Below are 15,494 nucleotides of genomic sequence, written 5' to 3' on the forward strand. Positions count from 1 at the left end.
CAGCGTCAGGCAACGTCCGGCACGAATTTCCGAGGCGTCTTGTCTTCCTCATAGTCATCAGGACGCTTCTGGCGCTTGCCGAGGTCCGGCGCGTCGAACTTGACCTTCTCATAGGGAATCGACTTCAGGATGTGAGAAATGCAGTTGATCCGCGCGCGTTCCTTGTCGTCCGACGGGACGATCCACCATGGAGCAAAGTCTGTGTCGGTCATCCGCAGCATCTCGTCATAGGCGCGCGTGTAGTCCCACCACTTGCGATAGGATTCGACATCCATCGGGCTGAGCTTCCACTGGCGCACGGGATCGTCGATGCGACGACGAATGCGGCGCTCCTGTTCGTCCTCGCTTACGGTCAGGAAATATTTCAGTAAGATGGTTCCGCTTTCAACGATGGCAGCCTCGAACCGTGGCGCAAGTTCCAGGAAACGCCGGGCCTTCTTGTCGCTGCAAAAGCCCATGACGCGGTCGACGCCGGCCCGATTGTACCAGCTGCGGTCGAAGATCACGATCTCGCCGCCCGCCGGCAGGTGCGCGATGTAGCGCTGCATATACATCTGCGTTTTTTCGCGGTCGCTTGGCGCCGGCAGCGCCGCAACACGGAACACGCGCGGGCTTACGCGCTCGGTGATACGCTTGATAAGTCCCCCTTTCCCCGCAGCGTCGCGTCCCTCGAAGATGATCACGATTCGCGCGCCGGACTTCTTCACCCAGGCCTGAAGATAGGCGATCTCGACCTGCAGCTTCTCCATCTGCCTGTCGTAGTCGCGAACCTTCCCGCTCTCCTTGGAAGCATTCTCCTTCACATCGTGCTTCTTGTTCATCACATCTCTCCCGGTTGCCTACTTTGACGCATTGGCTGCGGTTTTGAATTCGGCGGCGCGAAACGCCTGGAGCGCGTCGTCCAGATCCTCAAACACATTCGATGGGCCAACGCGATCGATCAGCCCCCCGCGCATGAGGAGGGCCTTCGCCTCGGCATGCAGCTCGGCTAGGCAGAGGGCGACGCCGCGCGCGCCAAGGTCGGCGCGAACGTCCTCCAGCATGGCGACGGCGGTGCTGTCCATCTGGGCGATGGCCCCGGCATCGAGCACGAACCATCGTGTTTCCGGCGGCAGCGCCACGGCAATTTCGTTCAGCCGTCCCCGGACGTAGTCGGTGTTGAAGAACAGCAAATTGCCCTCAAGTATCCATATGACGAAACCGGGGACGCCCTGCGCTTCCGGGAAGCGGTGAAGCTTGTAGAAGCCGTCGCGTCCGCTGATGCGTCCAAGAAAAGCGTCGCGGGGAAACATCATGTTCCGCAGCAGGTACACGAGCGTTGCCGCGATCGCGATAACCACGCCATTGAGCACGCCCAAGCTGATGGCGCCCCACATGGTGATCAGTGCAAAGGCGAATTCCATCCGGCTGATCCGCCAGATCTGGCGCAGCTCATGGACATCGATCAGGCTGAGTGCCGCAGACACGAGAATGGCGGCGAGGGCTGCGACCGGCAGGATGCGAAGCGCATCGTTAAGAAAGAGCAGCGTGGCGACCAGCGCGATCGCGGAGACGAGACCGGCGAGTTGCGAGTGTCCTCCGACTGACAGGTTGATGGCCGTTCTGGAATCGGAAAAACTGATCGGAAACGATCCGAACATTCCTGCCGCGACCTGAGCGCTGCCAAGCCCGATCAGCTCCCGGTTGGCGTCGACAGGTTCACCCGTGCGTGCGCCGAAACTGCGCGCTGCGACGACGCCGGAACCGAAGCTTACCAGGAAAATCGCGGCAGAACCGAGGACCAGGCTGTCCACCGGCAAGCCTGCAATCAAGGGCAGCGAAAACGAAGGAAGACCGCTGGGTATGTCACCAACGACGGCAATGCCGTGTGACCGGAAATCAAATAATGCCGAAAGGACAACGGCAAGCACCACGACGACCACCGGCCCGGGCACGGGGGATCTCAATGCCCTCGCCGCCTGCAATACGAGAAGCATGCCGGCTGCCAATGCGACTGTCGGCCAATGAATCATGTCGCGCTTGCCGGCGAGTTCCACCAGCGGCGCGACCAAGCCATCCGATTCGATCTTCATGCCCGTCATGCGCCCGAGCTGACCGATCAGGATCGAAAGCGAAATGCCGGCGAAGAAACCGACCAGGATCGGCCGTGACAAAAAGGTCGCAAGAACACCAAGCCGCAAGATGCTCGCACCGAGGCAGGCGATGCCAACCCCGAGGGCAAGGATCGAGGCGAGGGCCACGCGGTCGATCGGGCTTGCCGCAGGAAGTGTTGCGGCGATTGATGCCATTGCCGCCGCAAGCACGGTCATCGTGCCCGCATCGGGCCCCACGACCAGCCGACGGGACACGCCGAAGATTGCATAGGCAATCGGCGCGACGATGCTGGCATAGATTCCGGTTTGCGGCGGAAGGCCGGCGATCACGGGGTAGGCTATGGCGCTGGGAAGCCCGACTGCCGCTATCGACAGTCCCGCCGATATGTCATTGCGCAGCCAGCCGATGCGATAGCCCGATAGTCCCCTGAATAGCGGCAGGGCCTGGCTCATGTGGCAATCCCGTTGGGGCGGCGGCGGATGTCGGGTTGCCAGTCATCTTCCAGGGAGACCGCCGCAACGCTCCACCTGGCCGGCAGCCTCGGACGATCCATCTCAGTGCTCCAGGAAGACGTAGTTCATCCAGGCGCTCATGCGCAGCAGGACCTTGCGAAGGATCGCGACGTGGTGCCAGTGGTGCGTGTAAACGGCAACGTCCGCGACGACGCCGCCGGGCAACTGGTAGGCGCTCGTATCGTCGAGAATGTCGATCCGGGCGAGCGTCTGTCCTGGCTGCAGGCGCTCGGGTGCCTGTGGATCGATCAGGGCGCCGGTCGGCTGCAACTGTCCTTGAGCCATCACGTCGATGACGCCGGCAACCTTGGCCTTGAAGATCTTCCCGGGTATGGCCTTGAAGGAAACCTCCGCGTCATCGCCGACGCGCACGCGCTGCAGCGAATTCTGGATGAAGGCGGCGGCGAGCATGCGGTCTTCGCTATTGATGAAGACCATGACGGGCCTAAAGGGCAAGGGATTGGCCATCATTCCCGGACGAAGGAAGACCTGGCTGACATAGCCGTCGCCGGGTGCGCGTATGGTCGTCTGGTCCAGATCGAACTCGGCATTGCGCAATTCGGCCGTCAGGCGTGCGACAGCGGGGTTCACGCCATTGATTTGGGATTCATAGGCCAGGCGTGCCTGCTGCGCCTGCGCTTGGGCTGTGCCGACCGCGGCGACCTGTGCGAGATAGAGGCCGCGGCGGTTCTCGACCTCGAGCTCCGAAACCGCGGACGTTCCGGACCGCTGCATCGAGCTTTCGAAGATTTCCTGATAGCTTTCGAAGCTCTCCTGTGCCCGATCCCGATCGGCAACCGCGCCTTCAACGACGGAGTTGGCCGCATCCATGGCGGCCTTCAACTGCTGGACCATCTGCTCGGCTTCGGCCAGCGCTGCCTTCTTCTGGTCGACCGTAAACTGGTAAGGACGCGGATCTATCCGGAACAGCACATCACCCTTCTTCAGCGGCGTATTCGCGGTCACCGGCACATCCACGACGATGCCGCCCACGGAAGGAATCACGGGGGCCGAGGTGAAATAGATGCGCCCGTCGCTGGAGTATGGATGGTTATAGCTCATCAACAAGATGAGCGAAGAAATCAGGAAGATGCCGCCGAGGACAGCCGTGGACACGGTCCACTGGTTCACCGGAATGCGGAAGATCTTGAAGACCGCGAGGCAGATGGCGGCATAGGTGAGAATGAGAAGCAGATCCATCAGGCAGGCTCCCTCGTCTGCTGTTTCAGTTGCTCCTCAAGCTCCTGTACCCGGGCCTGAAGGATCGCGACTTCCGCATTCGCCTCCTTCTCCGACTGGAGCTTGCCGTCGGCCCGGATGCCCCAGCCGCGGTCTTCGCGATAGAGCGTCGCCCAGATGAAGAGGAAGGGCCAGATGGCATGCAGCGTAAACAGGCTGACCCAGCCTGCGACGTGGATCGCATCCTGATGGGGATGGTTGCGCTTCTTTGCAATCAAATGGGGAATGTCATGAATGGCGATGACGCCGTAGAAGAGCGTGAGCACCATGAAGAGAAGAACACCGAGCGCAAAGTAGTCCAGAAACACGTACAAACCTCCGCACCGCCGCGACTGCCCTCACCTCCGGAAATCTTCGGACGGATCCGCAGCCTTCATCGGATCGATCCTAGCGCGCATGAGAGGCGGATGCCCGTAACATCATGTAATCTCTATCGGCCCGGCCCGCCCGGCGAGGGGTACGGTGGATTTTCGTTCGAATTCAAGCCGGCGAAATATTCACGGCCCTGCTCCTTCGAAGGCAGGCTGAATGAGGGTGAGTCACAGGGTCTTGCCGGTACTTCCGTGTCGGATAATCTATTGAAATGTGCGCATCTGATTCGCGCAGGGTCGATTCTCGGGATTGCTTGGATAGAGAAGGCGGAAACATGAACAGCAAAGCCGTTTTGATTGCCACCGGTTCGATGCTTCTCTTCCCCCACGCCGGCCTTGCTGCCGACGCGATCGTCGCGGCGGAACCGGAGCCGATGGAGTACGTCCGGGTCTGCGACACCTATGGTGAGGCTTATTTCTACATCCCTGGCACAGAGACCTGTCTGAAGTTCGGCGGCTATCTGCGCGTCGATATTGCCGGCGGTGACCCGAACGGGCAGGACACCTTTCCCGGCGGTGGCGGCGATTCCTGGTTCACGCGCTCGCGCTTCAATTTCCGCATCAGCACGGCAACGGATACCGAATATGGTGCCTTGAAGACCTATGCGGAGACCGAGTTCGAACGAAATGACAACAACGATATTGTGACGGATCTCGAAATCGGCACCATCGAACTGGCGGGGTTCCTCGTGGGCTTCGTGGACACCCTCTACACCGCGTTCACCGGTGACGCCGGCAACACAGTGAACGACTTCTACGACGTCAACTATGGCGATTTCCACCAGACGCAGATTCGCTATACCTACGACCCGGGCAACGGCTTCCTTGCCGCGATCTCGCTTGAGGACGATAGCGATCCGAGCAGCAGCAGCGTCGACGATGCCGACGAGCCCGACGACGACTACGTTCCGGACATCATCGCCGCCGTGGGCTACGTCACCGATCCGTTCAAGGCGCGCCTGGTCGGCGCCTACGACTCATCGATGGAGGAAGGCGCGATCAAGCTGCGGCTGGACGGCACGATCGGCAACCTGTCGGTCTTTGCCATGGGCGGCTGGAACACCGATGGCGACCGCGTGAACAACTACGCCCAGTGGGACGGCGCTTGGGCCGCGTGGATCGGCGCCTCCTATGTATTGACCGAGAAGGCGACAATCAACGCCTCGATGAACTTTGACGAAGGCGGCGATATCGAAGGCGCCCTCAACGTCGCCTATGCCATCGTGCCGGGGTTCGAAATCATCCCGGAACTCGATTTCCGCAACAAGATGGACGAGAAGGGTGGTCCGGATGCGGAGGACTGGGGCGGGGTCATTCGGTTCCAGCGAAACTTCTGAGGACGTTACCTGTCGGTAAAGAACATCAGGCCGCTCACTTCACGACGCGTAGTCGTGACTTCTGCGCATCATCTCCGGTGGAGCCAGCGTCCTTCGGTAGGGTGGCAATCCGCCAGCCGAGAAGCGTGAAGAGAATGGTCACAAGCGGATTGAGAATGTTGAAGAAGCTGTATCCGGCGTAGGCGATGGTGCCGACGCCGAGCGCCGAAGCCATGTAGGCGCCGCAACTGTTCCACGGGACCAGCGGGGAAGTCACGGTTGCCGTATCGCCAATGACCCGCGAAAGCATCACCGGAGCCATTCCCCGATCTGCGAACGATGCTCTGAAGATGCGGCCCGGCAGGGCGATCGAAATGTACTGGTCGGATGTGACGACATTGGAGAGGAGGGCGGTGCCTGCCACGGTCGTGACCAGTCCGGACCTGGACTTCGTCCGCTGTACAAGCGGATCGATCAGCCTGTTGAGCAGCCCCGCATGTTCCACCACCGCGCCGAAGGCCAAGGCCGTGATGATGAGCCAAACCGTGTTCATCATGCTTGCCATGCCGCCCCGGCTCAGGATCACGTCGATCGCTTTGTCGCCCGTCGCGACCATATAGCCGTTGGCCAAGGCGGCCCAGGTTCCTTTCAGCAGGGCCAGCCCAGCCGGGAAATCCGGAATGTTGGCAAAGGCGATCACCCTGGCCGGATCTTGGATGACGGCCATCAAGGCCCCGGCAAGCGCACCGGAGAAGATCGCAACGAAGGGCGCGACCCGGGCAATCGAAAGCCCGAACACGAGCACCAGGGGAAGGAAGGACCAGAGCGACACGTTGACCTTGGCTTCCATCTGCCCAAGAAGCGCGGTGGCATCGAAATCGCCCGGCTCGCCGAGCACCGCGAAGAGCAAGAGAGCGATGGCGAGAGTGGGCAAGGACGTCCATAGCGACGCCCGGATGTGGGCATAAATTTCCGAGCCGGCTGTTGCCGCCGCCAGGTTGACCGTATCGGATAGGGGGGACGCCTTGTCACCGAAATAGGCCCCCGAAATGATCGCGCCCGCCGTAATCGCCGGCGACAGGCCCATATTGGCCGCCACGCCCATCAGGCCGATGCCGATCGTTCCGGCAACGGTCCAGGAACTGCCGATTCCGAAGGCGACGACCGCGCAGACCAATGCGCTGGTGGCATAGAAGTAATTCGGGCTGAGCAGTTTCAGCCCATAGTAGACCATGGACATGATCGTGCCGCTCAAGGCCCAGGCACCGATCAAGGCGCCGACCGCAAGTAAGATCATGATTGCGGGCAAACCGGTCGCTATCCCTTCAACCACGGCCTCACGGATCCCCGACCAGGGCATTCCGTTCTTGTAGGCGACGCCGGCAGCAATCAAAGCGCAGAAGGCAAGCGCGACCTGATTGGGCCCTAGGGAGGCCGCATCGCCGAACAAAAGATAGGACAAAGCCAGAAGAGCGATCAGCGCGATGCAGGGGACCAACGCATCCAACAATGACGGTGGCTGCCCTTTGGTGCCGTCGGAACTGCTATCGGTCACGATGACCCCCTGTGACGCTCGGGATCCTTCAATGCCACGTCACGTCCGTATAACTTGCGTTGACGATCGTTCCTCGATCTCCGCGCACGATGTCGGCAATGTCCGCAAGTGCGCCGATCGCGGCTGCTTTTCCGGTTTCTCTGGCGAAATGGCAGGCGGCATCAACCTTCGGCCCCATCGAGCCCGCCGGGAACTTGTATTTCTCAAGGGCTGCCGGACTTGCTCGGTGGATCGCCTTCTGGGTCGGCGTGCCCCAATCGGTGCAGACGGCCTCTGCATCGGTTGCCATGATGAGCAGGTCGGCTTCCAATTCGCGCGCCAGAAGCTCGGAGCAAAGGTCCTTGTCGATCACCGCCTCGACGCCCTTAAGCGAGCGCTGCTTGCCCGGCTCATACATCGTGGGAATGCCGCCGCCGCCGGCGCAGATGACGATGGTGCCCTTCTCCAGCAGCCATTTCACCGGACGGATCTCGAAGATCCGCTTTGGGATCGGTGAGGGCACGACCCGCCGCCATTTCTCTCCGTCCTGCTTGATCGTCCAGTTCTTTTCACTCGCAAGCCGCTCGGCGTCCGCTTTCTCATAAACCGGACCGACGAATTTGGTCGGGTTCTTGAAGCCGGGATCATCGCCGTCGACCTCGACCATGGTCAGAAGCGTGGCGAACGGCACCTCGAAGGGCAGGATATTGCCAAGCTCTTGCTCGAGCATGTAGCCGATCATTCCCTCGGTCTCTGCGCCGAGCACGTCCAAGGGATAGGCCTCCTCGGGCTTGTAGGCGGCCCCCTGGAGCGCGAGCAATCCGACCTGGGGCCCGTTGCCGTGGGTGATCACCACTTCATGCTCTTTGGTAATCGGGGCAATTGCCCCGGCTGCCACACGGATGTTTCTCCGCTGCACCTCCGCCGTCATCGGCTCGCCACGCTTCAGGAGCGCGTTGCCGCCCAATGCAATCACGATACGCATGGTCAATCTCCCAGCGTTGCTACCAGAATGGCCTTGATCGTGTGCAAGCGGTTTTCAGCCTGCTCGAAGGCGACATTTGCCTCGGACTCGAATACGTCGTTCGTAACCTCGAGCCCGTTCGACATGCCGTAGTCTTCAGCGATCTGCTTGCCGACGACGGTCTCGGTGTCGTGGAAGGCTGGCAGGCAGTGCATGAACTTGACCTGGGCGTTGCCGCTGGCCTTCATCAGTTCCTTGTTGACCTGGTATGGCGTGAGCAGCTTGATGCGCTCCTTCCAAACGTCCTTGGGCTCACCCATGGAAACCCAGACGTCGGTGTGGATGAAGTCCACACCCTTCACGGCCGCCTTCGGGTCATCGGTGATCGTCAGCCGGGCGCCCGATTTTTCGGCGAGGCCTTCTGCGATCTTGCGATATTCATCCGCCGGCCAGAGCGATTTGGGACCGCATATGCGCACATCCATGCCCATCAGGCAGCCGACGATCAGCAGCGAATGTCCCATGTTGGACCGGGTGTCGCCGACATAGGCATATTTGATATCGGCAATCGGCTTGTCGCTGTATTCGCGCATCGTCATCACATCGGCGAGCATCTGCGTCGGGTGATACTCGTCGGTCAAACCATTGTAGACCGGAACGCCGGCATACTGGGCCAGCGTCTCGACACCCTTCTGCGCCGAGCCGCGGTACTCGATCGCGTCATACATGCGCCCGAGTACGCGCGCGGTGTCCTTGAAGGACTCCTTGTGGCCGATCTGCGAGCCGGACGGGTCCAGATAGGTGACGTTCGCGCCCTGGTCCGAGCAGGCGACCTCGAAGGCGCAGCGTGTGCGGGTGGAGGTCTTCTCGAAGATCAGGCAGATCTCTTTGCCTTCAAGGTGCTTCTGTTCCGTGCGTGCATATTTGGCTCTCTTCAGATCGCGGGCGAGATCGAGAAGGAAGCGGAACTCGCGCGGCGTGTAGTCCTGTACGGTGAGAAGGGAGCGATTGCGAAGATTGAGGCTCATGATGCTTCTCCAAGACTGTTGAATGTGATGATCCTTCGAACCGCACTGTTCAGGCCGGCTCGCGCCAGATCGGGCAGGTCATGCAGTGTCCGCCGCCGCGACCGCGGCCGAGTTCGGAACCACGGATCGTGATCACTTCGATCCCGGCCTTGCGCAAAAGCGTGTTCGTATGCGTGTTGCGGTCGTAGGCGACGACGACGCCCGGCTCGATCGCCACGACGTTGTTGCCATCGTCCCATTGCTCGCGCTCGGCTTCGTAGGCGTTGCCGCCGGTGGCGACTGTCCGCAATTTCTTCAGTCCCATGGCTTCGGCGACGACCTCCAGCATGGGCTTCGTGTCCGGACGGACCTCGAACGTGCCGTCGTCTCCCTTCGGGTAGACGCTGTAGCAGCGGATCTGGTCGACGACGTCGGCAAACAGGGTCACGAGATCTCGGTCACAGAAGCTGAACACCGTGTCGAGGTGCATCGCCGCGCGGCTCTTGGGCATCAGGCAGCCAATAACACGTGTTGCAGCCTTCGCCTTGAAAAGGGCCTGTGCGACCTGGCCGACGGCCTGGTAGGTCGTGCGTTCGCCCATGCCGATGAGGACGACGCCGTTTCCGACTGGCATGACGTCGCCGCCCTCCATCGTCGCGTTGGCGAACGGTTCGTCGGAGTCGCCCCACCAAATCTGGAAGTTGCCCCCCTTGAAGGAGGGATGGAACTTGTACACCGTTCGCTGAATGAGGGTCTCGGCGCGGCGTGCGGGCCAGTACATCGGATTGCAGGTCACGCCGCCATAAATCCAGCAAGAGGGATCACGCTGGAACAGCGTGTTCGGAATGGGCGGGATCACGAACTCGGGCGCACCCAGCGCCTCCAGCATCAAATCCTTGCCGCGAATATCGGGCAGGTCGGACACCGCAATTCCGCCGATCAAAAACGTGGCGAGTTCCTTTGACGGCATTTCGTCCAGCCACGGGCGCATCGCTTCGGCGACCTGCGTGCCGAGCACATTCGGAACGATCCGGCGATCCAGGACGAAATCGCGCGCCTCCTTGTCCGCCAAGGCTTCGCCCAGCAGGTCGTGCAGTTCGAGGACCTCAACGCCGCGCTCCTGCATCTTGAGCACGAAGTCGTAGTGATCCTTCTGGGCTTCATGGACCCAGATCACATCGTCGAAAAGCAGGTCGTGGCAGTTTCCGGGCGTCAGCCTCTGGTGGGCAAGGGATGGTCTGCAAACCATCACCGTCCTGAGCTTGCCGACTTCCGAATGGACACCGAAATTGCGCATCTTGGCTCCTCCACCGCGGGATTGGTTCCGAATGAGCGAAGGGATCGCGGCTAGAGGGGGCTGATCGCTCCGGTCCACATCAGATAGATCGCCAGCAAGGCCAGCACGCCAATCCCGATCGCAATGAAAAGTTCCTTGCCGACAAAGGCCGGCTCGCCATGCTCCTTGCGTGCACGGGCGTAGACGAGAATGCCGGGCGCAAAGAGCACCGCGCACATGAGCAGGTAGTTCAGGCCCGCAGCGTAAACGAGCCATAGGCCGTAGAGCGTGGCGATGAGCCCGACCAGCATGTCGCGCCTGCGAGCCCTGTCATCCGCATCGTAGGTCTCACCGCTCAGCGCGAGTTTCAGCGCATAGGCTCCGGAAAAAACGTAGGGCGGGAGGATCGCAACGGAGGCGATGAAGTAGAAGAACTGGTAGGCGCTCTTGGAGAAGAAGGTAAGGATCAGGAACATCTGGATCAGAATGTTTGTCGCCCAGAGCGCGTTGACCGGCGACCCGTTTGCATTCTCTGTGGCAAACCACTTGGGAAAGGTCCCGTCGCGTCCGCAAGTGTAAGGGATCTCGGCGCAAAGCAGAGTCCAGGATAGGAAGGCACCGCCGACGGAAATCATCAGCCCGAGGTTGACGAGCGATGCACCCCACCGCCCGACAAGCGGCTCGAGGACACCGGCCATCGAGGGCACTTTCAGACCTGCTAGTTCGGGTTGGCTGAGGATGCCCGTCGACAGCAGCGACACGAGGACGTAGATGCCGAGTGCGCAGAGGAAGCCGATGACGGTGGCACGGCCGACATCGGAGCGGTGCGCGGCTCGGGCAGAATAGACGCTGGCACCTTCGATGCCGATGAACACCCAGAGCGTCACCAGCATCGTGCTCTTGACCTGGTCGAGGATGCTGCCGAGCCCGGTTCCTTCCGGTCCCGCGCCACGTCCCCAGTCGAAGGTGAACCTGTCCCAGTTGAAGGCGATGATCGCAATCAGGATGAACAGCATCAGCGGAACGAGCTTGGCGATCGTCGTGACGATGTTCACGAAGGCCGCCTCTTTGATACCGTTCAGCACAAGCGCATGGATGAGCCAAAGGCAGATGGAGGCACCGGCGATGGAGATTAGGTTGTTGCCGTCACCGAACGCCGGCACGAAGAACGACAATGCGGAGAAGATCGCCACCGCGTAAGCAACGTTGCCGAGAAAGGCACTCAGCCAATAACCCCAGGCGCTGTTGAAGCCGATGAACGGGCCGAATCCTGCCTTCGCATAGGCATAGGGACCGGCATTCAAATCGGGTTTTCGGTTTGCCAGCGACTGGTAGACGAGCGCCAGCGTGAGCATGCCGATACCGGTGATGATCCAACCGATGAGAATGGCTCCCGGAGAGGCGGCACGTGACATGTCGGACGGCAGGTTGAACACGCCGCCGCCAATCATCGAGCCCACGACAAGGGCCGTTAGCGGCAGGAGTGTCAGTTTGCCGGAGGGCTGTTCGGTTGCAAATGCCTGATCATGCGTAACGGCCATAACGTCTCCGATCCTGCACCGGTTGCAAATTGGAGTATCGACGGATTACGACGATGACTGCAGGACTGTACGTCCTTTTTTTTCGGCGTGGACGTATGTTACCGGAGCATACCCATGGTGTGGGCCGGGCATTGTCAGATTGTTGCGTGTGGATTTTACCGCGGTTCTCGTCCGCTGTTTACCCCTCTCTGCGAGCAGTGATCCCTCGCTGGCCATCGCGCAGGGCAGAAAAATGAAATGAGCCACCCCGGGACGGGGGTGGCTCGGTTGCATCGGGTGTCCGCGGATCAGGCGAAGATGAAATCGCCGGCCGAGAGCGACTTCACGCCCTGCAGCGTTGCGACAAGTTCCAGATCCGCATTCGCGCCCTTGCCGTCGGCGTCGAACCAGAGGCGACCGTTGTCCGTTTCGAACAGGAAGGTGCCCTTGGAACTGGTGGCTACGGGGTCTGCGCCGAACACCAGCGTCACGGCCTTGTCAGCCGCAGCAATGCCATAGGCACTCTTGCTGATGACAAGCTTGTCCTGCCCGCGGGTGAAGTCGGTGATGACATCACCTTCCCCATCGCGACCGGCGCGGTCGAAGATGAACTGGTCATTGCCGGTGCCGCCGGTCAGCCAGTCGTCGCCGGCACCACCGATCAGCTTGTCATGACCGCCGCGGCCGTTGAGCACGTCATCCGAGCCGTTGCCGTAGAAGGTGTTGGCGGTCGCGTCGCCAAGGAGCGCATCGTCGGAGGCACTGCCCTGGACGATCTCGAAGTTCTTGACCGTAAGGCCGAGAGCGGAGCCCTTGTTGGTGGCCTGGTTCTGGAGGTCGAGAACGATCGAGGTCGTGCCTTCCTTGAACGCCAGCGTATCGATGCCGGTTCCGCCGTCGAACGCGTCCTTGCCGGTGAAGTCGGTGCGGGTCAGCCTATCGTTGTCGCCGTCACCGTACAGCTTGTCGCTGCCGACGCCGTCCTCGAGGCGGTCGGCGCCCGCGCCGCCGCGAAGAGTGTCGTCGCCGGCGTAGCCCTTCAGCCAGTCGGCCAACGCGCCGCCGGTGACCGTGTCCTTGGCCTTGCCGCCGTCGTAGTCGAGGGCCTCGAACCCCTTGAAGGTCGTCGTGGCGTCGGCCTTTACGGTGCCGGTCGAGAAGGTGAAGGCGATGTCCTTCGTTTGCTCGGTCATCAGCAGATGCAGGGTGTCGGTGCCGACACCGCCATCTGCGTAGTCGCCAGCCCCGGCATAGACGTGGTCGTTGCCGTTTCCGGCAGAGATCGTGTCCTTGCCGCCAGTCTTGCCGGCACCGTCGCCATAGAGTGTATCGTTGCCATCACCGCCGGACAGCTTGTCGTTACCGGCATCGCCGGAGAGGTAGTCGTTTCCGGCGAGGCCCGACAGCGTATCGTCACCGTTTCGGCCGTACAGGGTGTCGGAAAGTCCGCCGCCCGTGAACGCGTCCTTGCTGCTGCCGCCGCCGAGCGACACCCGCTCGATGCTCGTGACCTTCACCGGCGCGTTTGAAACGGTGACCGATGGGGCGACCTTGAAGGTGATGCCGCTGGTGTACTTGGCGAAGTCGATCGAGGCAAAGTCGGTGCCTGCGCCGCCGTCGAGCGTGAGCTTGCCGGTCGAGGCTTCCCGCTTGAACGAATCGTTTCCGTCGCCAAGCTTTACCGTGTAGTTGGCGGTCGACTTCGCTCCGTCACGGACCCAGACACTGTCGTTTCCGGTTCCCGCATCGATCGTGTTCGTACCGCCTGCGTCACGGATGGTGTCGCTGCCGCCACCGGCCGTGATCTTGTCACTGCCTTCGCCGCCGTCGAGCTGGTCGCCATAGGCAGTGCCGAGCAGTGTGTCATTGCCGGCATGTCCGAAGAAGGTGACGCCCTTGGCGCCGCCCACGGACTTCACCACATCGTTGCCGGATCCGAACTCGACCTTGTAGTATTCGAAGTTCTTCATCGAGGTGCCATCGGTGAGCGAGGCCGTGGTTCCGCTGACCGAGAACGTTTGGTTTGGCGTCAGCGAGCGGCGATCGACGGAGACGCGGTCGGTCTGCGCGCCGCCGTCGGCTTTGTCTGCCCCGCCATCACCCAGGTAGACGTAGTCGTTGCCGTCGCCGGCTTGGACCGTATCCTTGCCGGTGCCGGCGTTCAGTTCGTCATTGCCGGTGCCGCCATTGATCGTGTCGTTGCCGGCACCCGACTCGACGATGTCGTGGCCGCTACCGGTCGTGATAGCGTTCGCACCGGATCCGGTCGCGTAGATGCTGTAGTGCTCGATGCCGGAGAAGGTCGTTCCGCCGGCCAGCATGTTGACCTGCGTCGGCAGCTTGGCGGTGAAATTGCCGGTGAACTTCTCGATCACCAGGCGATCGCTGCCGCTTGTGTCGGTGATCTTGTCCTTGCCGTCGCCGAAGGCAAAGACATAGGTGTCGTTGCCGGTGCCGCCGGTGATCGTGTCATCGCCCAGCCCGCCGGTCAGGTTGTCGTGGCCATCGCCGCCATTGAGCGTGTCGTTGCCTTCGCCGCCGTCGAGGTTGTCGTTGCCATTGTCGCCGTTGAGGAGATCGTTGCCCTCTTCGCCTTCCAGCATGTCACCATCATCGCCGCCGTAGAGCCTGTCGTCGCCTGCGCCGCCCGTGAGGTAGTCGAAGCCCTGCTCGCCATAGAGCGTGTCTATGCCCTCATCCCCACTCAACATGTCGATGCCGTAACCGCCAAAGAGCGTGTCGTCATCCTCCCCGCCCATCAGCGTGTCCATGCCGCGGCCGCCCTTGAGAATGTCTTTGCCGGCGCCGCCCATGAATGTGTCACGGTAGTTGCCGCCGGTGATGCTGTCGGCGAACTCGGTGCCGGTAATCTGGAAGCTCTCGACCATGCGCACGGTTGCCGTACTGCTGGCGAATGCCGGAAGCACCAGGCCGGGAAGCGTCTGCGCGTTGATCCAGTCGCCGACCTTGAAGTTGAGCGCCCGATCGAAATCGGTGTAATCGACGTACAGGGTGTCGATGCCGGAGCCGCCATCGACGATGTCGCCCGCCAGTTCGTACGCCGTGCCCACGTCCAAATCGTCCTTGCCGGATCCGCCGTTGAGCTTGTCGGCGCCGTCGCCGGCCAGAATTCTGTCGCTGCCGCTGTCGCCGTTCAGCGTATCGTCGCCCTCCTCACCCATGAGGAAGTCGCCCTGGAATGAACCGTTAAGCAGGTCTTTGCCTTCGCCGCCGAAGATCTGGTCCGATCCCATGCCGCCGTCGGCGACGTCTTCGCCGCCCTCCAGCATGATGAAGTCACCTTCAAGGTCGCTGCCCTTCAGATTGTCGGCCCCTTCGGAGCCCGGTATGTTTGCCATGTGTTTCTCCTAATGATCGTTCTATCGAAATTGCTTTCCCTGACGCCGCAGCTGCCGCGGGCCAGGGTGATGTGGAGTTGCAGCAGCGCCTGGGCGTGCCGCTGATCACTGCGCTTGGTTGCGTTCATTTCCTGCGCCTGAACCCATCTCCACCCATGCTCCGGGCGAAGGCCCGGTCCTGCGGTCGGCGCGGAATGCGCCACCCTGCGTCGCCATATTGTTGAAAAAAATGAGGTTCCCTGTTCCGGCGGGAACAGACAAACGCAGAACCGAGGTCCCGGCGAAGTGGATCTGGCCGGAAT

General features: G+C 61.5%; 11 protein-coding genes. 1 reads left to right on the forward strand and 10 read right to left on the reverse strand.

Annotated features, from left to right (window positions below; genetic code table 11):
* Positions 1 to 5: 5 nt before the first annotated feature.
* The 4 genes from ppk2 to IB238_RS18110 all read right to left on the reverse strand — a co-directional run bounded on the left by ppk2 (position 6) and on the right by IB238_RS18110 (position 4,153).
* On the reverse strand, positions 6 to 821 hold the full coding sequence (gene ppk2 / locus IB238_RS18095; RefSeq protein WP_192250108.1) for a polyphosphate kinase 2: 816 nt from the start codon (positions 819 to 821) through the stop codon (positions 6 to 8).
* An 18-nt stretch (positions 822 to 839) separates the two neighbouring features.
* Positions 840 to 2,546 carry a SulP family inorganic anion transporter gene (locus IB238_RS18100; RefSeq protein WP_192250111.1) on the reverse strand — a complete coding sequence of 569 codons (1,707 nt, stop codon included), beginning with the start codon at positions 2,544 to 2,546 and terminating at the stop codon, positions 840 to 842.
* Positions 2,547 to 2,648: 102 nt separating this feature from the next.
* On the reverse strand, positions 2,649 to 3,806 hold the full coding sequence (locus IB238_RS18105) for an HlyD family secretion protein (protein WP_192250114.1): 1,158 nt from the start codon (positions 3,804 to 3,806) through the stop codon (positions 2,649 to 2,651).
* Positions 3,806 to 4,153 carry a DUF3302 domain-containing protein gene (locus tag IB238_RS18110; protein ID WP_192250117.1) on the reverse strand — a complete coding sequence of 116 codons (348 nt, stop codon included), beginning with the start codon at positions 4,151 to 4,153 and terminating at the stop codon, positions 3,806 to 3,808. The genes IB238_RS18105 and IB238_RS18110 overlap by 1 nt, the downstream gene beginning before the upstream one ends.
* Before the next feature lie 338 nt (positions 4,154 to 4,491).
* On the opposite strand from IB238_RS18110, the gene IB238_RS18115 reads away from it, so the two are divergent.
* Positions 4,492 to 5,553 (forward strand): porin, encoded by a 1,062-nt coding sequence (locus tag IB238_RS18115; protein WP_192250120.1) that lies wholly within the window; start codon positions 4,492 to 4,494, stop codon positions 5,551 to 5,553.
* A gap of 34 nt (positions 5,554 to 5,587) precedes the next feature.
* Here IB238_RS18115 and IB238_RS18120 read toward each other — a convergent pair whose 3' ends face one another.
* The 6 genes from IB238_RS18120 to IB238_RS18145 all read right to left on the reverse strand — a co-directional run bounded on the left by IB238_RS18120 (position 5,588) and on the right by IB238_RS18145 (position 15,192).
* The gene (locus IB238_RS18120; protein ID WP_210333627.1) at positions 5,588 to 7,087 is read right to left on the reverse strand and encodes a Na+/H+ antiporter NhaC family protein; all 1,500 of its coding nucleotides are present in this window, start codon (positions 7,085 to 7,087) and stop codon (positions 5,588 to 5,590) included.
* A gap of 28 nt (positions 7,088 to 7,115) precedes the next feature.
* Positions 7,116 to 8,051 (reverse strand): carbamate kinase, encoded by a 936-nt coding sequence (gene arcC / locus IB238_RS18125; RefSeq protein ID WP_192250123.1) that lies wholly within the window; start codon positions 8,049 to 8,051, stop codon positions 7,116 to 7,118.
* A gap of 2 nt (positions 8,052 to 8,053) precedes the next feature.
* Complete coding sequence (locus tag IB238_RS18130) at positions 8,054 to 9,058, reverse strand: ornithine carbamoyltransferase (RefSeq protein ID WP_192250126.1); 1,005 nt, start codon at positions 9,056 to 9,058, stop codon at positions 8,054 to 8,056.
* Between the two features lie 49 nt (positions 9,059 to 9,107).
* Positions 9,108 to 10,334, reverse strand: a complete 1,227-nt coding sequence (gene arcA, locus IB238_RS18135) for an arginine deiminase (protein WP_192250129.1) — start codon at positions 10,332 to 10,334, stop codon at positions 9,108 to 9,110.
* Positions 10,335 to 10,384: 50 nt separating this feature from the next.
* Complete coding sequence (gene arcD, locus IB238_RS18140) at positions 10,385 to 11,854, reverse strand: arginine-ornithine antiporter (protein WP_192250132.1); 1,470 nt, start codon at positions 11,852 to 11,854, stop codon at positions 10,385 to 10,387.
* Positions 11,855 to 12,141: 287 nt separating this feature from the next.
* Positions 12,142 to 15,192 carry a calcium-binding protein gene (locus IB238_RS18145; protein ID WP_192250135.1) on the reverse strand — a complete coding sequence of 1,017 codons (3,051 nt, stop codon included), beginning with the start codon at positions 15,190 to 15,192 and terminating at the stop codon, positions 12,142 to 12,144.
* Positions 15,193 to 15,494 lie beyond the last annotated feature (302 nt).

The organism is Rhizobium sp. ARZ01 (assembly GCF_014851675.1).
Classification (GTDB): domain Bacteria; phylum Pseudomonadota; class Alphaproteobacteria; order Rhizobiales; family Rhizobiaceae; genus Mycoplana.

Coding starts and splice junctions, on each gene's coding strand:
- ppk2 (WP_192250108.1), bottom strand. CDS start 821: ATGAACAAGAAGCACGATGTGAAGGAGAATGCTTCCAAGGAGAGCGGG.
- IB238_RS18100 (WP_192250111.1), bottom strand. CDS start 2,546: ATGAGCCAGGCCCTGCCGCTATTCAGGGGACTATCGGGCTATCGCATC.
- IB238_RS18105 (WP_192250114.1), bottom strand. CDS start 3,806: ATGGATCTGCTTCTCATTCTCACCTATGCCGCCATCTGCCTCGCGGTC.
- IB238_RS18115 (WP_192250120.1), top strand. CDS start 4,492: ATGAACAGCAAAGCCGTTTTGATTGCCACCGGTTCGATGCTTCTCTTC.
- arcC (WP_192250123.1), bottom strand. CDS start 8,051: ATGCGTATCGTGATTGCATTGGGCGGCAACGCGCTCCTGAAGCGTGGC.
- IB238_RS18130 (WP_192250126.1), bottom strand. CDS start 9,058: ATGAGCCTCAATCTTCGCAATCGCTCCCTTCTCACCGTACAGGACTAC.
- arcA (WP_192250129.1), bottom strand. CDS start 10,334: ATGCGCAATTTCGGTGTCCATTCGGAAGTCGGCAAGCTCAGGACGGTG.
- arcD (WP_192250132.1), bottom strand. CDS start 11,854: ATGGCCGTTACGCATGATCAGGCATTTGCAACCGAACAGCCCTCCGGC.
- IB238_RS18145 (WP_192250135.1), bottom strand. CDS start 15,192: ATGGCAAACATACCGGGCTCCGAAGGGGCCGACAATCTGAAGGGCAGC.